Origin of the sequence: Blochmannia endosymbiont of Polyrhachis (Hedomyrma) turneri, assembly GCF_000973505.1 — a bacterium.
Lineage (GTDB): Bacteria > Pseudomonadota > Gammaproteobacteria > Enterobacterales > Enterobacteriaceae > Blochmanniella.
This window is the reverse complement of the sequence record NZ_CP010048.1, coordinates 642,218-662,258: the sequence shown is the minus strand read 5'-3', so window position 1 is coordinate 662,258 and position 20,041 is coordinate 642,218. Positions and strand designations below refer to the sequence as shown.

Here is a 20,041-nt window from a genome sequence, read left to right as displayed (position 1 = left end):
TTGATTCTTATAAGTATTAATATTGTTATCTAAGTTGTTTCTAGAAATTTCAATGTGCTCTTAATTTGTTTTGTTTAGATTGATTTAGAAAGGATGGTCTATGGTGTACTCTCATACCGAAAAAAAACGTATTCGTAAAAATTTTGGAAAGCGTCCTCAAGTTTTGGAGATTCCGTATCTTTTAGCTATTCAAGTTGATTCTTTTCAAAAGTTTATTCATTTTGATTCTAATGGGCAATGTGGGTTAGAATCAGTTTTTCGTTCTGTTTTTCCAATACGTAGTTACAATGTTCATTCTGAATTACAGTATATCGGTTATCGTTTAGGGGAGCCTATATTTGATGTTAAAGAATGCCAAATTCGAGGAATGACTTTTTCTGCTCCTTTGCGTGTAAAATTACGTTTAGTTATTTATGAGCGTGAAGGTTTTTGTGATGTGAAAAGTATTAAAGATCAAGAAGTTTATATGGGTGAAATACCATTAATGACTGATAATGCTACTTTTATTATTAATGGCACTGAACGTGTAATAGTATCGCAATTACACAGAAGTCCTGGTGTTTTTTTTGATAGCGATAAGGGTAAAACGCATTCATCAGGTAAAGTGTTGTATAGTGCACGTATTATACCATATCGTGGATCTTGGTTAGATTTTGAGTTTGATCTTAAAGATAGTTTATTTATTCGTATAGATAGAAGAAGAAAATTACCTGCGACTGTAGTTTTGCATGCTTTGAATTATAGTAGTGCTCAAATTTTAGATATATTTTTTAGCAAAGTGGTGTATGAAATTCATAAAGGAGTGTTAATGATGAATTTAATACCTGAACGATTACGGGGTGAAACTGCTTTATTTGATATTCGGTCAAATGGTGTGCTTTATGTTGAAAAAGGTAGACGGATTACTGCTCGTCATATTCGTGCATTAAATACGGATTCTGTTAGAAAAATTATAGTTCCTAATGATTATATAGTTAACAAAATTGTTATAAGAGATTATGTTGATCCATGTACTGGAGAGGTTCTTGTTCCTGCGAATACGGTGGTGACGTTAGATGTATTAAATGTATTAGTTCAAGCAGGTTATAATTGTATAGAAACGCTATTTACTAATGATTTAGATTATGGAGATTATATTTCTAAGACATTACGTATTGATCCCACGAATGATAGATTAAGTGCGTTAGTAGAAATTTATCGTGTAATGAGACCTGGAGAACCTCCTACGCGTGAGGCTGCTGAACAATTGTTTGAAAATTTATTTTTTGTAGAAGAGCGTTATGATCTTTCATCGGTAGGTAGAATGAAATTTAATCGTTCGTTACAGCGGTCCAGCATCGCAGGTTCTGGTGTTTTGAGTGCGTCAGATATTATTGATGTTATAAAAAAACTCATTGATATAAGAAATGGTAAAGGTGAGATTGATGATATTGATCATTTAGGAAATCGTCGTGTTCGTTCTGTAGGGGAAATGGTAGAAAATCAATTTCGTATTGGATTGGTACGTGTTGAACGTGCAGTTAGGGAGCGTTTATCATTAGGGGATTTAGATAATTTGATGCCTCAAGATATGATTAATGCTAAGCCGATTTCTGCTGCAATAAAAGAATTTTTTGGGTCGAGTCAGTTATCTCAATTTATGGATCAGAATAATCCATTATCAGAAATTACTCACAAGCGTCGTATTTCTGCATTGGGGCCGGGTGGTTTAACTAGAGAACGAGCTGGTTTCGAAGTGCGTGATGTACATCCAACTCATTATGGGAGGGTGTGTCCTATTGAAACTCCGGAAGGACCGAATATTGGTTTAATTAATTCTTTATCTGTGTATGCTCGCGCGAATGAATATGGATTTTTAGAAACTCCGTATAGTCGAGTTAAAAATGCTATAGTTACTGATGAAATTCATTATTTATCGGCCATAGAAGAGGGGGATTTTGTTATTGCTCAAGCAAATACTAATCTTGACCAATCTGGGAGGTTTGTTGATGATTTGGTGATTTGTCGTTATAAAGGAGAATCAAGTTTGTTTCATTGTGATCGAATTGATTATATGGATGTATCAGCGCAGCAAATTGTTTCTGTTGCGGCTTCACTTATTCCGTTTCTTGAGCATGATGATGCCAACAGGGCTCTTATGGGGGCAAATATGCAACGTCAGGCTGTTCCTGTTTTGCGTAATGAAAAGCCCTTGGTGGGGACTGGGATGGAACGTGCTGTAGCAGTCGATTCAGGGGTCACTGTTGTTGCTAAACGGGGGGGTGTTGTTCGATATGTGGATGCATCTCGTATTATTGTTAATGTGCATGTTCATGAAATGTGTCCTGGTGAAGCTGGTATTGATATTTATAATCTTGCGAAATATGTTCGGTCTAATCAAAATACATGTATTAACCAAAGGCCCTGTGTTGTTCTTAATGAAATAGTAGAACGTGGGGATGTTTTAGCAGATAGTTCAGCAACTGATTTAGGTGAATTAGCATTAGGACAGAATATGCGAATCGCTTTTATGCCGTGGAACGGTTATAATTTTGAGGATTCCATGCTGGTTTCGGAATGTGTTGTACGTGAAGATCGTTTTACTAGTATACATATTCAAGAATTATCTTGTATATCTCGTGATACCAAATTAGGAGCTGAGGAAATTACTGCCGATATTCCTAATGTTGGAGAGGCAGCATTATCAAAACTTGATGAATCTGGTGTAGTTTATATTGGAGCTGAGGTTATTGGTGGTGATATCCTTGTAGGTAAAGTGACTCCAAAGGGTGAAACACAATTAACTCCAGAAGAAAAGTTATTACGTGCTATTTTTGGAGAAAAAGCTTCTGACGTAAAAGATTCTTCATTGCGTGTCCCAAATGGAGTATCAGGAACGGTGATTGATGTACAGATATTTACTAGAGATGGTGTTGTAAAAGATAAGCGTACGTTAGAAATTGAAGCGATGCATTTACAGCAAATAAAAAAAGATTTGAGTGAGGAGCTTTATATTTTTGAGGCAGCATTATTTGATCGTATTTATACTGTATTAGTTGATTCTGGAATAGAGATTAATCTATTGTGTAATATGGATCGGCGTGAGTGGTTAAATATTTGTTTATTGGATAAAGATAGACAACATGAGCTGTCTCAATTGTTTAAACAATATGCTGATTTACAAAGTACATTTAAAAGAAAATTAGAAGGTAAGCATAGAAAAATTACACAAGGAGATGATTTATCGCCTGGGATATTAAAAATTGTTAAAGTGTATTTGGCAGTAAAACGACAAATACAACCAGGGGACAAAATGGCTGGAAGGCATGGTAATAAAGGTGTTATTTCTAAAATCAATCCAATTGAGGATATGCCTTATGATGAAAATGGTATTCCCGTGGATATTGTTTTAAATCCTCTTGGCGTTCCATCTCGTATGAATATTGGTCAAATTTTGGAGACCCATCTTGGTCTTGCAGCTAAAGGCATAGGTAATAAGATAAATTCTATTTTAAAACAGCATATGGAAGTAAGTAAGTTACGAAGTTTTATTCAGAGAGCATATAATTTAGGTGATAATGTACGTCAAAATGTGGATATTAGTACTTTTTCTGATCAGGAAGTATTACTGTTAGCTAAAAACTTAAAACAGGGATTACCAATAGCTACGCCTGTGTTTGATGGAACAACAGAGCAAGAAATCAAATCAATATTGGAATTGGCTGATTTGCCATTATCTGGTCAAATTACTTTATTTGATGGTTGTACTGGAGAGAAGTTTGAACAAAAAGTCACTGTAGGTTATATGTACATGTTGAAATTAAATCATTTGGTTGATGACAAGATGCATGCTCGTTCTACCGGTTCTTATAGTTTAGTTACTCAGCAACCTTTAGGAGGTAAAGCTCAATTTGGTGGACAGCGTTTTGGAGAGATGGAGGTGTGGGCATTGGAAGCCTATGGTGCATCATATACTTTACAAGAGATGCTTACTGTTAAATCAGATGATGTTAGTGGTCGAACAAAAATGTACAAAAATATAATTGATGGTCATCATTCGATGCAGCCAGGTATGCCTGAGTCTTTTAATGTATTATTGAAAGAGATTCGCTCATTAGGTATTAATATTGAGTTAGAAGAATAAGAAAATAATTTTTTATTGTAAAATGTTTTATATGATGTGTCTATGTTATTGTTTGAGAATTGTGATAGTATTTAGATAATTGTCATAATTATGAGATGGTTTTTTATGATAATGGGGGTTTGTGAGTGAAAGATTTGTTGAATTTTGTACAGTCTCAGCGGGTTAGTACAGAAGAATTTGATGCGATTAAAATTTCTTTAGCTTCTCCAGATGTAATTCGTTCTTGGTCATTTGGTGAAGTGAAAAAGCCAGAAACAATTAATTATCGTACTTTTAAACCAGAACGTGATGGTTTGTTTTGTGCGAGAATTTTTGGTCCAATCAAGGATTATGAGTGTTTATGTGGAAAATATAAACGTCTTAAACATAGAGGTGTGGTGTGTGAAAAATGCGGGGTTGAAGTCACTCAAACAAAAGTTCGTCGTGATCGTATGGGTCATATTGAATTAGCTTCTCCGACAGCTCATATTTGGTTTTTAAAATCTTTGCCTTCTCGTATTGGTTTATTGTTAGACATGCCGCTTCGTGATATAGAACGTGTATTATATTTTGAATCATATGTAGTTGTTGAAAGTGGAATGACTCATCTCGAACGTTGTCAAATTCTGACTGAAGAACAATATCTTGATGCGTTAGAAGAGTTTGGTGATGAATTTGAAGCAAAAATGGGTGCTGAAGCGATTCAGGATTTGTTAAAAAGCATGAATTTAGAGACTACATGTCGGGAATTACGTGATGAATTAGAAGATGCTCATTCTGATACTAAACGAAAAAAATTGACAAAACGGATAAAACTGATTGAATCTTTTATGCAGTCAGAAAATAAACCTGAATGGATGATTTTAAATGTTCTTCCAGTACTTCCTCCTGATTTGCGTCCTTTGGTGCCTTTAGATGGTGGTCGATTTGCTACTTCTGATTTAAATGATTTGTATCGTCGTGTTATTAATCGTAATAACAGATTGAAGCGGTTATTGGATTTAACTGCTCCTGATATTATCGTTAGAAATGAAAAACGTATGCTTCAAGAATCAGTTGATGCATTGTTAGATAATGGTCGTCGGGGTCGTGCTATTCTTGGTTCAAATAAGCGTCCGTTAAAATCATTAGCCGATATGATTAAGGGTAAGCAAGGTCGATTTCGTCAAAATTTGTTGGGTAAACGTGTTGATTATTCTGGTCGTTCGGTAATTACTGTTGGTCCATATTTACGTTTACATCAATGTGGATTGCCAAAAAAAATGGCACTTGAATTATTTAAGCCGTTTATTTATGGTAAATTAGAGTCAAATGGATTTGCAACAACAATCAAATCTGCTAAAAAAATGGTAGAACGTGAAGAATCAATAGTATGGGATATTTTAGATGAAGTAATTCATCAGCATCCTGTAATGTTAAATCGTGCGCCGACTTTACATAGATTGGGTATTCAGGCGTTTGAACCAATATTAATTGAAGGTAAAGCTATTCAATTACATCCTTTAGTATGCGCAGCATACAATGCTGATTTTGATGGTGATCAAATGGCAGTACATGTTCCACTAACATCTGAGGCTCAATTAGAGGCTCGTTCGTTAATGATGTCTACTAATAATATTTTATCGCCAGCTAATGGTGAACCAATTATTGTTCCATCTCAAGATGTTGTATTAGGTTTATATTATATGACTCGTGATCGTATAAATGTTTCTGGTGAGAATATGATATTAAGTAGTCCGCAAGAAGCAGAGAAAGTATATTGTTTAGGAATAGCATCATTACATGCGCGAGTGAAAGTTCGTATTACTGAGTATATTATTGGTGATAATGGTGAGTTATTACCTAATACGAAGATTGTCGACACGACTATTGGTCGTGCAATTTTTTGGATGATTGTACCTAAAGGATTACAGTTTTCTTTAATAAATAAAGTATTAGGTAAGAAATCGATATCTAAAATGTTAAACACCTGTTATCGTGTATTAGGATTGCAAGCGACAGTTTTGTTTGCTGATCAAATTATGTATATTGGTTTTGCTTATGCTGCACGTTCTGGAGTGTCTGTTGGTATTGATGATATGGTTATTCCTGATAAGAAAGTTGATATTATAAATGCAGCAGAATCTGAAGTGGCTGAAATTCAGGATCAATTTCAGTCTGGTTTAGTTACTTTAGGAGAGCGTTATAATAAAGTTATTGATATTTGGGCTACTGCGAACGAGCGAGTAGCTAAAGCTATGATGGATAATTTGTCAATTGAATATGTTACTGATAGATACGGTCAAGAGGTGACTCAAGTATCATTTAATAATATTTTTATGATGGCAGATTCAGGAGCAAGAGGTTCGGCGGCACAAATTCGTCAGTTGGCTGGTATGCGAGGTTTAATGGCCAAGCCAGATGGTTCAATTATTGAGACCCCGATTACTGCTAATTTTCGTGAGGGTTTAAATGTTCTTCAATATTTTATTTCTACTCATGGCGCTCGAAAAGGATTAGCTGATACTGCTTTAAAAACTGCTAACTCTGGATATTTAACTAGGCGTTTAGTTGATGTTGCACAGGATTTAGTGGTTACTGAAGATGATTGTGGTACTTCATCTGGTATTGTAATGAGTTCAGTTATTGAAGGAGGAGATGTACAAGAGACTTTACGTGAACGAGTGTTGGGTCGTGTGACAGCAGAGGATGTTTTGACTGCATATAATTTTAAAACTTCACAAGATATTTTAATTAAACGTAACACTTTACTGAATGAGCAATTATGTGACCTTTTAGAGGAACATGCAGTAGATTTTGTGAAAGTGCGTTCTGTTGTTACATGTGACACTGATTTTGGGGTATGTGCATATTGTTATGGCCGTGATTTGGCTCGTGGACAGCTTGTCAATAGAGGAGAAGCTATTGGTGTTATAGCCGCTCAATCAATTGGAGAACCTGGCACGCAATTGACAATGCGGACTTTTCATATCGGTGGGGCAGCATTTCGATTAGCTACAGAATCAAGTATTCAAGTAAAACATTCTGGTAGGATTCGTTTAAGCAATGTTAAGTTTATTGTTAATGATAATGGTAAGTTAGTAATTGTCTCTCGTAATACAGAATTTAAAGTGGTTGATGAATTTTTTAAAACTAAAGAAAGTTATAAAGTACCATATGGTGCAATTATGGAAAAAGGTGATGGTGAGAAAATTATTAGTGGTGAGATAGTAGTGTATTGGGATCCTCATACTATGCCAATTATTACGGAGGTTACTGGTTTTGTTCGTTTTTTGGATATGATTGTTGGTCAGACTATTATGCGTCAAACGGATGAATTAACTGGTTTATCTTCTATGGTGATTTTAGATGCATCTGAAAAAATAAGCGGTGGTAGTGGTAAAGATTTACGTCCTGCTTTGAAAATAGTTGATGAGCAAGGTGATGATATTTTAGTTCCTGGAACTGATATTCCTGCTCAGTATTTTTTACCTGGTAGGGCTATTGTACAGTTGTTAGATGGGGTTAAAGTTACTGCTGGAGATATTTTAGCACGAGTTCCTCACGAAAGTATTGGGACTAGAGATATTACTGGTGGTTTGCCACGTGTTGCCGATCTTTTTGAAGCTCGTCGTCCTAAGGAACCGGCCATTTTAGCAGAAATTAGTGGTATCGTATCTTTTGGAAAGGAAACAAAAGGTAAGCATCGTTTAATTATTTCATCATTAGAAGAAGATATTAATAGTACTATTGATACATATGAAGAAATGATTCCAAAATGGCGTCAACTTAATGTTTTTGAAGGAGAACATGTAGAGTGTGGTGATGTTATTTCAGATGGACCAGAATCGCCTCATGATATTTTGCGTTTACGAGGAGTGCACGCAGTTACTAATTATATTGTTAATGAAGTACAAGATGTTTATCGTTTGCAAGGTGTTAAAATTAATGATAAGCATATTGAGGTTATTATACGTCAAATGTTGCGTAAGGCTACGATCACTGATCCTGGTGATTCAGAATTTTTAGAAGGTGAACAAGTAGAATATGCTCGTATTAAAATGATAAATCGCCGTTTGAGTCGTGATGGAAAAGTGAAAATAACGTTTGTGCGTAATTTGTTAGGGATAACTAAGGCTTCATTAGCGACTGAGTCGTTTATATCTGCTGCTTCGTTTCAAGAAACCACTCGTGTGTTAACGGAAGCTTCTGTATCCGGAAAGCGCGATGATTTGCGTGGTTTAAAGGAGAATGTCATCGTTGGTCGATTAATACCTGCTGGGACAGGTTATTCTTATCATCAAGGTCGTGCAAAATATCGTCGTAATCTTTGTAATGATAATCTTCAGAATGAATCTTCGAAAATAACTGTTGATGAAGCTTCTGCTAATTTAACTGAATTACTAAATGCTGATTTGAATGACAGTCGTAGGATAAGTAATTAATTTTGAAATTTCTTTTTTTGTTTCGTAAAATGTGTTTTACAATATTTATAGTTTTGTATGTTTATTGAAAGTTAATTTTATTTTTGTATGTTTATTTTTAGTGTTAATTATTTTTTATTAGTATAATGATTTAGATAGTTTTTAAAGATGATGTATTTGTAAAATATTTACGTGTTGCAGTATGTAGTATAGATGTTGTTTATTTTTATTTTATTAATTATGTGTGATATATTGCAAGTAGAATAAATGTGTTTTTTTAATCACAGTAATATTGAAAATATCTAGTTGGTGTTATTTTTGTTAAAAATATAGTTAATATTATAGTTTATAGTATGTATATAACAGGGGTTATTGTATGAATAAAACTCAAATGATTGATGTTATTGCTAATAAAGCAAATTTATCTAAATCAGTGGCAAAAATTGTACTTAATTCTACTTTGTCAGCGATTATTGAATCTCTTAAATCTGGTGAGATAGTTCAATTGATTGGTTTTGGTACATTTAAAATTAATCGGAGAAATGCATGTATTGGTCGTAATCCTCAAACTGGTGAAGAAATTAAAATTTCCGCGGTGAATATCCCCCGATTTGTTTCTGGTAAATATTTTAAAAATGCGATTAAGTAATTCAAATTTTTTATGGTATTTTTGAAAACAAATGAGTTTACAATGTGCATTGGGATATGTTGTTGTTTAAAATTTTAAAAACGGTGAATTGGTATTTTTTAATTATGATTTATACGCACTTTTAAGTGTGTATAGTTTGTGTATTGTTTGAAAATATTTAATGGCGAAAATGTCTTATATTAGTGAAAATCATAGAAATATTATTTTTATTAGCACTTGCGATAATTTTTTTATCTTGAATCCCCCCCCCGGGTTGTATAATACATTTTATCCCCATTGAGGCTGCGAGTTCTATTGTGTCAGGAAAAGGGAAAAATGCATCTGAAGCCATAACGGCGTCTTTTAGATCAAACCCCGCATCTTTTGCTTTTAGGGTGGCTATCTTTGCTGCATAAATTCTGCTTGTTTGTCCTGCGCCAATGCCTATAGTTTGTTTGTTTTTTCCGTAAACAATTGCATTAGATTTTACAAATTGCACAATTTTCCAGCAAAATAATGCATCATTGATTTCTTGCATATTTGGATGGTGGATGGTAACTATTTGTATATTTTTTTTATTGATAGTATCATAATCCCGATTTTGTATAAGCAACCCCCCAGTGATTCGTTTATAGTCTAGATCTAGAACAGGTTGTTTTGATCTTTGTTTCCATTTTTTATAAGTAAGGATTCGTATGTTTTTTTTATTGTTTAATGTTTTTATGGCGTCTTGATGAATACATGGAGCAATAATTGCTTCTGTGAATTGATTTTCTATAATTGATTGAGCTGTTATTTTGTCCAATGTTTTATTGAATGCAATTATGCCTCCAAAGGCGGAATCTGGGTCAGTTTGATAAGCTTTTTGATAGGATTTGGTTAGTGTGTGACTGCTGCTTACTCCACATGGAGTTCCATGTTTTATTATAGCGCATGTTGGTTCTGTAAACATTTTTACGCACTCCCAAGCTGTGTCTATGTCGATAATATTGTTGTAAGATAGTTTTTTTCCTTGCAGTTGTTCTGCTTGGGAAATAGAATCTGGCATTGTATTGTACGTTTCTGTATAAAATGCTGCAATTTGATGTGGGTTTTCACCGTATCGCATATTTTGTTTTTTTGTAAAATTCACATTCATACAGTTTATATAGTGAGGAAAATAAATATTTGGTTTTTTATTGTTATCGTGAATTTGATGTTTAGTAAGTTGTTTTTTGAAATTATTAGCGATTAAAGTGTCGTATGTAGCAACGTATTGAAATGCTTTAGTGGCCAACTGTAGTCGTGTTTTTATGCTAATTTTTCCATTATTATTATTTAGTTCATCAATAATTTTCGTATAATCTTTAATATCAACGATCACAAGAACATTTTTATAATTTTTTGCCGCTGAGCGAACTATGCTTGGTCCTCCAATATCTATGTTATCTGTTGTAATATCATAATTTGTGTTGTGATGGTTTTTGATGTCTTTGTTTATAGGTGGTATTGAAGTTAACGGGTAAAAGTTTATTATTACCATGTCAATATGTTTTATTGAATATTTTTGCATGATATCATTGTCTATTTGGGGTCTGGCTAATATTCCAGCGTATATTTTAGTATGTAGTGTTTTAATTCGTCCATTCATTATTTCAGGAAAGTTAGTGTATTGTGATATTTCTGTAACTTTTAATCCTGCTGATGAGAGTGTTTCAGCTGTTCCTCCGCTAGCTAATAAGTGAATGTTTTTCTGAGCAAGTGCGTGAGCAAATTCTAAAATATTTAATTTATTAGAAACACTAATTAAGGCGCGTCGAATATGTAGTGGTGTTGTGCACATAAATAAGACCTATAAGGTGTATGATTTTTGTATTTTTATATTAGATAATATATATTTTTAAAATAAATTAATATTACTATTTATTTAATATTTTTAAAGGATTATTTTTATGTTTATTAAATAAAAATGTGCATTTAAAATTTTATTTTTAATTATTGTTAAAAAGTATTGTTAGTTTTAATAGACACATGCTAAAAATATTCATAATTATGTTGACTGAATATGTAATATTAAGTATATTGCGTCAGAGTAGTAATTTTAATATTTTTAAGTTAGTAGTTGCGTTGTTCTTTAATAATTTGGTTGTTTATTTAAGATAATTTATGTGGGCACTATTTGAGACCAAAATCGATATATCATAATGTAGGTATATTATAGGTAGATATCAAGGTTAGTGTATTAAGAAATCTATCTTTAGGTGTTTTGTTTATAATTGAAGAGTTTGATCATGGCTCAGATTGAACGCTGGCGGCAAGCTTAACACATGCAAGTCGAGCGGCAGCAGGAAATGGTATTTAGTTTTTTTAAATATTGTTTTGTCTGGCGAGCGGCGAACGGGTGAGTAATATCTGGGGATCTGCCCGAAGGGGGGGGATAACTACTGGAAACGGTAGCTAATACCGCATGATATCGTAGTTTACGATCAAAGTGGGGGACCTAATTAATTTGGCCTCATGCCATCGGATGAACCCAGATGAGATTAGCTAGTAGGTAGGGTAATGGCCTACCTAGGCAACGATCTCTAGCTGGTTTGAGAGGATGACCAGCCACACTGGAATTGAGATACGGTCCAGACTCCTACGGGAGGCAGCAGTGGGGAATATTGCACAATGAGGGAAACCTTGATGCAGCTATGCCGCGTGTGTGAAGAAGGCCTTCGGGTTGTAAAGCACTTTTAATAAGGAGGAAAACAACAATAATAATACTGTTGTTGTTTGACATTACTTATAGAAAAAGCACCGGCTAACTCCGTGCCAGCAGCCGCGGTAATACGGAGGGTGCGAGCGTTAATCGGAATTACTGGGCGTAAAGAGTACGTAGGCGGTTTTCTAAGTCGGATGTGAAATCCCTAGGCTCAACCTAGGAACTGCATTTGAAACTGGTAAGCTAGAGTCTCATAGAGGGGGGTAGAATTCCAGGTGTAGCGGTGAAATGCGTAGAGATCTGGAGGAATACCGGTGGCGAAGGCGGCCCCCTGGGTGAAGACTGACGCTGAGGTACGAAAGCGTGGGGAGCGAACAGGATTAGATACCCTGGTAGTCCAGGCTGTAAACGATGTCGATTTGAAGGTTGTGGTCTTTGAACTGTGGCTTTCGGAGCTAACGTGTTAAATCGACCGCCTGGGGAGTACGGCCGCAAGGTTAAAACTCAAATGAATTGACGGGGGCCCGCACAAGCGGTGGAGCATGTGGTTTAATTCGATGCAACGCGAAGAACCTTACCTACTCTTGACATCCAAAGAACTATGTAGAGATATATGGGTGCCTTCGGGAACTTTGAGACAGGTGCTGCATGGCTGTCGTCAGCTCGTGTTGTGAAATGTTGGGTTAAGTCCCGCAACGAGCGCAACCCTTATCCTTTGTTGCCATCGAGTCATGTCGGGAACTCAAAGGAGACTGCCGGTGATAAGCCGGAGGAAGGTGGGGATGACGTCAAGTCATCATGGCCCTTACGAGTAGGGCTACAAACGTGCTACAATGGCGTATACAAAGAGAAGCGATCTTGCGAAAGCTAGCAAACCTCACAAAATTCGTCGTAGTCCGGATTGGAGTCTGCAACTCGACTCCATGAAGTCGGAATCGCTAGTAATCGTGAATCAGAATGTCACGGTGAATACGTTCCCGGGCCTTGTACACACCGCCCGTCACACCATGGGAGTGGGTTGTAAAAGAAGTGAGTAGTTTAACCTTTTAGTAAAAAGGAGGACGCTTACCACTTTGTGATTCATGACTGGGGTGAAGTCGTAACAAGGTAACCGTAGGGGAACCTGCGGTTGGATCACCTCCTTATAATTTAAGTTCGACTAATGGTTTCTATAGTGTTCACATCAATTATCTTGTTTGTTTTATATATTTTTTTAATTCGTCCCCTTCGTCTAGTGGTTTAGGACACTGCCCTTTCACGGCGGCAACAGGGGTTCGAAGCCCCTAGGGGACATTTTGAGAAAATTATTTTTGTTAATTTATTTTTTGGTTGTTTTTGTAGTGTGTTCTTTAACAATATGGATAATGAAGGGTATTCAATTAACTGACTTATTTAAATATATAGTAATAGTCAAATATTTGAGGATTGTGAGGTTAAGTAACTAAGCGTATACGGTGGATGCCTTGGCAGTCAGAGGCGATGAAGGACGTGTTAATCTGCGAAAAGTATCGGTGAGCTGGTATAAAGCGTTAATTAGCCGGTAATGTCCGAATGGGGAAACCTGATGTTTATAGATACATCATCATTAAGTGAATATATAGTTTAATGAAGCAAACCAGAGGAACTGAAACATCTTAGTACTCTGAGGAAAAGAAATCAATTTGAGATTCTCTTAGTAGTGGCGAGCGAAGAGGGAACAGCCCAGAGTTATTATCAATTTTCATGTTAGGAGAACAGTTTTGGAAAAGCTGGCAATATAGGGTGATAGCCCCGTATCTAAAAATATGTTAGTTGTGAACTCGATGAGTAGGACGGGACACGTGGTATCTTGTCTGAAGATAGGGGGACCATCCTCTAAGGCTAAATACTCCTGACTGACCGATAGTGAACTAGTACCGTGAGGGAAAGGCGAAAAGAACCCCGGTGAGGGGAGTGAAATAGAACCTGAAACCGTATACGTACAAGCAGTGGGAGCACTAGTTGTATATTGTGTGACTGCGTACCTTTTGTATAATGGGTCAGCGACTTATATTTTGTAGCGAGGTTAACTTGTATAAATGAGGAAGCCGGAGGGAAACCGAGTCTTAATTGGGCGTTAAGTTGCAGGATATAGACCCGAAACCCGGTGATCTAACCATGAACAGGTTGAAGGTTAGGTAAAGCTAATTGGAGGACCGAACCGACTAATGTTGAAAAATTAGCGGATGATTTGTGGTTAGGGGTGAAAGGCCAATCAAACCGGGAGATAGCTGGTTCTCCCCGAAAGCTATTTAGGTAGCGTCTTGTAAATTAATCTTTAGGGGTAGAGCTCTGTTTCGAAGAGGGATCCATTCCAGATTACCAGTTCGATGCAAACTACGAATACTAGAGAATATTATTACAGGAAACACACGGCGGGTGCTAACATTCGTCGTGGAAAGGGAAACAACCCAGACCGCTAGCTAAGGTCCCGAAGTCATTGATTAAGTGGGAAACGATGTGGGAAGGCATAGACAGCCAGGATGTTGGCTTAGAAGCAGCCATCATTTAAAGAAAGCGTAATAGCTCACTGGTCGAGTCGGCCTGCGCGGAAGATGTAACGGGGCTAAAATCATGCACCGAAGCTGCGGCAATAAATAATATTATGCAGTATAGTTTATTATTTATTGGGTAGGGGAGCGTTCTGTAAATCTGTGAAGGTGTATTGTGAAATACACTGGAGGTATCAGAAGTGCGAATGCTGACATAAGTAACGATAAAGTAGGTGAAAAACCTACTCGCCGAAAAACTAAGGGTTCCTGTCCGACGTTAATCGGGGCAGGGTGAGTCGACCCCTAAGATGAGGCCGAAAGGCGTAGTTGATGGATAACAGGTTAATATTCCTGTACTTGATGTAACTGCGAGGGGGGGACGGAGAAGGCTAGGTTCGCCAGGTGTTGGTAGTCCTGGTTTAAGCGTGTAGGTGGAAAAAGTAGGAAAATCCGCTTTTTCAAAATACATTGAGACGTGATGACGAACCATGTTTGTGGTGAAGGAATTGATGCCATGCTTCCAGGAAAAGCCTCTAAGCTTCAGGTTACATTAAATCGTACCTCAAACCGACACAGGTAGTTAGGTAGAGAATACCAAGGCGCTTGAGAGAACTCAGGTGAAGGAACTAGGCAAAATGGTGCCGTAACTTTGGGAGAAGGCACGCTGATATGTAGGTGAAAGAACTGGCTTCTGGAGCTGAAATCAGTCGAAGATGTTGGCTGGCTGCAACTGTTTATTAAAAACACAGCACTGTGCAAACACGAAAGTGGAAGTATACGGTGTGACGCCTGCCCGGTGCCGGAAGGTTAATTGATGAAGTTATCCCATGCTCCCTTTTTAAGGGAGGGTGGGAGAAGCTTTTGATCGAAGCCTCGGTAAACGGCGGCCGTAACTATAACGGTCCTAAGGTAGCGAAATTCCTTGTCGGGTAAGTTCCGACCTGCACGAATGGCGTAATGATGGCCAGGCTGTCTCCACCTGAGACTCAGTGAAATTGAATTCGCCGTGAAGATGCGGCGTACCCGCGGCAAGACGGAAAGACCCCGTGAACCTTTACTATAGCTTGATACTGAATGTTGAATTTTGATGTGTAGGATAGGTGGGAGACTAAGAAGTATGAACGCTAGTTTGTATGGAGTCAATCTTGAAATACCACCCTTTAATGTTTGATGTTCTAACTTTGGTCCGTTATCCGGATTGAGGACAGTGTCTGGTGGGTAGTTTGACTGGGGCGGTCTCCTCCTAAAGAGTAACGGAGGAGTACAAAGGTTAGCTAATCACGGTCGGATATCGTGAGGTTAGTGCAAAGGCATAAGCTAGCTTAACTGCGAGAGTGACAATTCGAGCAGATGCGAAAGCAGGTCTTAGTGATCCGGTGGTTTCTGTATGGAAAGGCCATCGCTCAACGGATAAAAGGTACTCCGGGGATAACAGGCTAATACCGCCCAAGAGTTCATATCGACGGCGGTGTTTGGCACCTCGATGTCGGCTCATCACATCCTGGGGCTGCAGCAGGTCCCAAGGGTATGGCTGTTCGCCATTTAAAGTGGTACGCGAGCTGGGTTTAGAACGTCGTGAGACAGTTCGGTCCCTATCTGCCGTGGGCGTTGGAAGATTGAGAGGGGCTGCTCCTAGTACGAGAGGACCGGAGTGGACGTACCTATGGTGTTCGGGTTGTCATGCCAATGGCATTGCCCGGTAGCTATGTGCGGAAGAAATAACCGCTGAAAGCATCTAAGCGGGAAGTTCGCCTCAAGATGAATCTTCCCTGAGAATTAAAAATTCTCCTAAAGGGACGTTAAAGACGATGACGTTGATAGGTCGGGTGTGTAAGCATTGTGAGATGTTGAGCTAACCGATACTAATGACCCGTGAGAACTTAACCTTACAATACCTGAAGTATTTGATTTGTTGTATATTTATGGGTGGGGTTTAATAATAAAATAAAATTGAATTTGTGGTATTATTACTGTGTAAATAGTTATTGTTTTAGAAAAATTTGTTAATTATTTTATCAAGATGGGTATATTTGATTTTTTTTATAAGTTTACGTATTGTAGGTGGATAATCGTTAATATCTTGTAATTTGGTATAGTGAGTCGTTATCGTAGTGTATTTGTAAATGTGATTTAGTTCTTTAAATGTTTTTTGTAGTAGAATTTTTTTAGGGTCATGTATTAATATTGCGTTTTCTAGATCTAAGTTCCATGCTCTAGGGTTGAGGTTGTTGCTAGTAAGTAGTTGCCATTCTTGATCAACCCATATACCCTTCAAGTGGTATCCATTATTTACGTGCTTCCATATTTTTACGGTTAATTGTTTGTTATCGAGATAAATTTGTAATTTTTTAAGAAAAGATCGTAAGTTTATTTCATATAGATATGGTAAGATATTAATAATGTTAAATGTTTGATGTTCGGATGCATAAAAATCGTTTGCTGTTTTATCACCTACTATGATTTCAATATTTTTTCCTTTTTGCAGCAAGTTTAATATATTGTGCATTATTAGTTTTGATATGTTAAAATATGGTGTACAAATAATGATTTTATTTTTTGTTGAACAAATAAGGTGATGAATTGTTTGATTAACAAGGTTTTTTTTACCTACTCCTGCAATAGGAGTAATTGTTAGTTCATGTTGCATGTATTGGTTATTTTGGTAAGAATAATTAGCTTTTTTTAGAGATTGTCGAAATAGTCGTATTTGATTATGTTTAATTTTTATTTTTTTTGTTTTTTTTGTTTGGTTTAGTTGGTATATTATTGGTGTGTGTAGTATATGTTGCTTTAGATAGTTGATCATTGTGTTAGCTAACAAATGATTGTGAATAATATGATATCGATCATATCGATATTTGTTTTCTTGGTGTAAGTATACGTTATTGATATTAGCACCGCTATAAATTACTGTATTATCAATAATAAATCCTTTTAAGTGTAATACTCCTAATACTTCTTGAATATTAATTGGAATTCCATATATTGGAATGTGGATGTTTGGGTTATTTTTAGTTATGTCATAGTACCAGTCTGCATTTGTTGTTGTATTGGTGGTATTTAAAAGATTACGTGTTCCAATTCTTCCACGTTGTGCTCTGTGCCAATCTACTAATATTATAATTTTAAGTGTTTGTTGATTTTTTTTTGTTTGAAAAAGAGTATTTAGTATTTCTTTACCCGCTTGGTCCTGTTCTAAGTATAGCGTGGTTAAATAAATATGATTTTTTGCGTTTTTTATTATATTAAGAAGCTTAATTTTAAATTCTTTTGGAGAATGTATGATATGAATATCTTTGGCATGGTGTGCAATTTTTGGTAATGATGCAAGATATTGTTCATGTTTATTGTGAAATATGTTTTGTTGGTTATTTATTATGATCATAAAAAAATTTTTATATATTATGTAAATTTAATTTTAATGTAGAGTATGTTGTCCGATATTTATTTTGGAAGATATACATGCGTAATGTATTTCTATATTTTCCGTTGATAAAAAATTCTTTTAATAATTTACCTTCTTCTTTGAATCCTAATTTTTTGTAAATGTGAATTGCTTTGATATTTTCTTCATCTACTATTAGATATAATTTATGTAGATTCAGCACCATAAATCCAAAATTCAATGCTAGATATGTAGCAATACTAGCATATCCTTTTCCCTGATGTTCAGGAGCTATTAATAATGAAAACTCAGCTCTTCGATGAATATGATTGATGTCTACTAGTTCTACTAATCCGATATTTGTGTTTTTTTTGTCGATGATAAATCTTCTTTCATTTATATTATGTATGTTTTTATGGTAAATATCTTTTAATTCAACGTATGCTTCATGTGGTTCTTCAAACCAATATTTCATTATTGTTTCATTATTGTTTATTTTATGAATAAAGTGTAAATCTTCACGTTCTAATGGTCGTAATCTAATATCGTGATATTTGAGTGGGTAGTTTTCTTTGTTGTTCATTATTGAATATTGAATATATTAATTTCAGATATTATAATATTATAATTAATATTTTATTGTTTTTGATAGTAGGTTTATCATTAGCATGCCTATAATGATTAAGCTAATTCCAATTATTGCGAAAGTATCTAGTGTTTGTTTGTATACAAGATATCCAATAATAGTTATGAATATGATGCCTAATCCTGCCCAATAAGCATAAGCTATCCCTATAGGGATGGTTTTTAATGCTAATGATAATAGTATGAATGATATTGCATAACCAATGATTACTATTATTGATGGATATATTTTGCTAAATCCCCATGAAGCTTTAAGAGATGTAGTAGCAATGACTTCTGCGATAATGGCAATGAGTAAATAGAGATAAGCCATGGTATTTATTTAATTTTCTGGCATATTTGAATGTATGTATTTAGATGTTACCATCACTATTTTTTGTGAAACATAGGTTTTATATTTTTATTTTATGAGTGAAGCGATGTGGTGGTTTGTGGTTTTTTTTAGATAGTTGTTTGTTTTTGTGTATTATTACTTAATAGGAAGTGTATATATGTAATATTATTAATTATTATTAATAATGAATGAGTAGTAATTTTTTTATAGTTTTTTGATTATTAAAAAAAATTGTATTTTTAATTATTGTGATTGGTTATGTAATTAATTCGTGTTGTTATTGTGTGTATGTTATTTTTGATTGGAGCTGGCGGGTTTCGAACCCGCGTCCGCAATTTTTAATCATCTCTAGTACTACATGTTTAGTTCATTTAATTTTTATTTTTTATTAGTTTCCAATGAACTTTTTTCTAATAAAAATCCTATAATTAATATAATATAGATATACACTTTAATTGTCTAGGATAACAGAAAAGTGGCAATTCTCACTCTAACATGACTTCTTGTTTGTATTTTTTTGCAGAAAAATCTTTAAAAAAATACTTAAATGTTAAGTTTTAGAGCACATAACTTAAACCAAGAAGGAACCTTCAGTTTTTAACCTGATTTTAAGCTGCTAAAGCAACAGGTTCATATTTTACATTATTTTTTGCAATTATTTTTTTGAGCTTTTTACGAGTCCTGCTCACCTCGACATGCACTTAAAATGTTATAAAACCCCGTCGAATCCTGTATTCAGCCCCATATTTTATGATAATTTTAATATATCGCTTTAAATCCAATACAAGCGGGAAGTCTAAAATAAAACTTTGTTTTTGTCAAGCAACCATTCACGTTTTTTTATTTCTGCACGTTTATCGTATTGTTTTTTCCCTTTACCAATTCCAATACTGATTTTTATCCATTGATTTTTCCAATATAATTCTAACGGGATAATAGTGTATTTAAAATTATTATTTTCTTTAGATAATAAGTGTAGTTCATTTTTTTTTAATAATAATTTTCGATGTCGTGAAATATCATGTTGTATATGTGAAGATGCTGTAGTTATGGGATGGATAATAATATTTGATGTATATGCTTCATTGTTTTTTATAAAAATGTATGCGTGATTGATTTCTATTTTTTTAGCACGTATTGCTTTTACTTCCCATCCTTGTAGTGAAATTCCTGCTTCTAATTTCTTTATGATAAAGTATTGATAGTTTGCGTATTTATTTTGTATAATTTTTTTATGCATGTTTAAGTGATTGCCATATCGTATCTTAATAATAAGATCAATTATAATATTTAGTATATAATATTTTATAGTAAATTTTACAAAACTTCATTATAATTAATGTGTGTG

The 20,041-nt window shown here is 35.1% G+C and carries 9 protein-coding genes, 1 tRNA gene, 2 rRNA genes and 1 other RNA gene; 7 read left to right on the top strand and 6 right to left on the bottom strand.

Annotated elements, in window-relative coordinates:
• Positions 1-100: 100 nt before the first annotated feature.
• From rpoB to BTURN675_RS02750, 3 genes are all read left to right on the top strand, one after another.
• Entirely contained in the window at positions 101-4,123 is a 4,023-nt protein-coding gene (gene rpoB, locus BTURN675_RS02760; protein ID WP_046289000.1) for a DNA-directed RNA polymerase subunit beta, read from the top strand.
• 125 nt (positions 4,124-4,248) lie between these two features.
• Entirely contained in the window at positions 4,249-8,526 is a 4,278-nt protein-coding gene (rpoC, locus tag BTURN675_RS02755; RefSeq protein ID WP_046288999.1) for a DNA-directed RNA polymerase subunit beta', read from the top strand.
• Positions 8,527-8,881: 355 nt separating this feature from the next.
• The gene (locus tag BTURN675_RS02750; RefSeq protein ID WP_046288998.1) at positions 8,882-9,154 is read left to right on the top strand and encodes an HU family DNA-binding protein; all 273 of its coding nucleotides are present in this window, start codon (positions 8,882-8,884) and stop codon (positions 9,152-9,154) included.
• A 157-nt stretch (positions 9,155-9,311) separates the two neighbouring features.
• Here BTURN675_RS02750 and purH read toward each other — a convergent pair whose 3' ends face one another.
• Positions 9,312-10,955 carry a bifunctional phosphoribosylaminoimidazolecarboxamide formyltransferase/IMP cyclohydrolase gene (purH, locus tag BTURN675_RS02745; protein WP_046288997.1) on the bottom strand — a complete coding sequence of 548 codons (1,644 nt, stop codon included), beginning with the start codon at positions 10,953-10,955 and terminating at the stop codon, positions 9,312-9,314.
• A gap of 188 nt (positions 10,956-11,143) precedes the next feature.
• Here purH and BTURN675_RS03295 point away from each other — a divergent pair, with 188 nt between their 5' ends.
• From BTURN675_RS03295 to BTURN675_RS02730, 4 genes are all read left to right on the top strand, one after another.
• Positions 11,144-11,275 (top strand): hypothetical protein, encoded by a 132-nt coding sequence (locus BTURN675_RS03295; protein WP_275451389.1) that lies wholly within the window; start codon positions 11,144-11,146, stop codon positions 11,273-11,275.
• A 110-nt stretch (positions 11,276-11,385) separates the two neighbouring features.
• A 16S ribosomal RNA gene (locus tag BTURN675_RS02740) occupies positions 11,386-12,964 on the top strand.
• A 75-nt stretch (positions 12,965-13,039) separates the two neighbouring features.
• Positions 13,040-13,112: transfer RNA gene (locus tag BTURN675_RS02735), tRNA-Glu, on the top strand.
• Positions 13,113-13,250: 138 nt separating this feature from the next.
• Positions 13,251-16,217 (top strand): 23S ribosomal RNA (locus BTURN675_RS02730).
• Together the 16S and 23S rRNA genes with 1 tRNA gene alongside form the textbook arrangement of a ribosomal RNA operon.
• 102 nt (positions 16,218-16,319) lie before the next feature.
• Here BTURN675_RS02730 and pssA read toward each other — a convergent pair.
• The 5 genes from pssA to smpB all read right to left on the bottom strand — a co-directional run bounded on the left by pssA (position 16,320) and on the right by smpB (position 19,933).
• Complete coding sequence (pssA, locus tag BTURN675_RS02725; protein WP_046288996.1) at positions 16,320-17,714, bottom strand: CDP-diacylglycerol--serine O-phosphatidyltransferase; 1,395 nt, start codon at positions 17,712-17,714, stop codon at positions 16,320-16,322.
• Positions 17,715-17,724: 10 nt separating this feature from the next.
• The gene (gene speG, locus BTURN675_RS02720; RefSeq protein ID WP_046288995.1) at positions 17,725-18,297 is read right to left on the bottom strand and encodes a spermidine N1-acetyltransferase; all 573 of its coding nucleotides are present in this window, start codon (positions 18,295-18,297) and stop codon (positions 17,725-17,727) included.
• Between the two features lie 45 nt (positions 18,298-18,342).
• Positions 18,343-18,672 (bottom strand): DMT family transporter, encoded by a 330-nt coding sequence (locus BTURN675_RS02715; RefSeq protein ID WP_046288994.1) that lies wholly within the window; start codon positions 18,670-18,672, stop codon positions 18,343-18,345.
• 322 nt (positions 18,673-18,994) lie between these two features.
• Positions 18,995-19,436, bottom strand: a transfer-messenger RNA (tmRNA) gene (ssrA, locus tag BTURN675_RS03230).
• Positions 19,437-19,489: 53 nt separating this feature from the next.
• A complete protein-coding gene (gene smpB, locus BTURN675_RS02710) occupies positions 19,490-19,933 on the bottom strand; it encodes an SsrA-binding protein SmpB (protein WP_046288993.1) in 444 nt (147 codons plus the stop codon).
• Positions 19,934-20,041 lie beyond the last annotated feature (108 nt).

Excerpts from the sequence above, each read along its gene's own strand:
- rpoB (WP_046289000.1), top strand. The coding sequence starts at position 101 with ATGGTGTACTCTCATACCGAAAAAAAACGTATTCGTAAAAATTTTGGA.
- BTURN675_RS02750 (WP_046288998.1), top strand. The coding sequence starts at position 8,882 with ATGAATAAAACTCAAATGATTGATGTTATTGCTAATAAAGCAAATTTA.
- purH (WP_046288997.1), bottom strand. The coding sequence starts at position 10,955 with ATGTGCACAACACCACTACATATTCGACGCGCCTTAATTAGTGTTTCT.
- BTURN675_RS03295 (WP_275451389.1), top strand. The coding sequence starts at position 11,144 with ATGCTAAAAATATTCATAATTATGTTGACTGAATATGTAATATTAAGT.
- pssA (WP_046288996.1), bottom strand. The coding sequence starts at position 17,714 with ATGATCATAATAAATAACCAACAAAACATATTTCACAATAAACATGAA.
- speG (WP_046288995.1), bottom strand. The coding sequence starts at position 18,297 with ATGAACAACAAAGAAAACTACCCACTCAAATATCACGATATTAGATTA.
- BTURN675_RS02715 (WP_046288994.1), bottom strand. The coding sequence starts at position 18,672 with ATGGCTTATCTCTATTTACTCATTGCCATTATCGCAGAAGTCATTGCT.
- smpB (WP_046288993.1), bottom strand. The coding sequence starts at position 19,933 with ATGCATAAAAAAATTATACAAAATAAATACGCAAACTATCAATACTTT.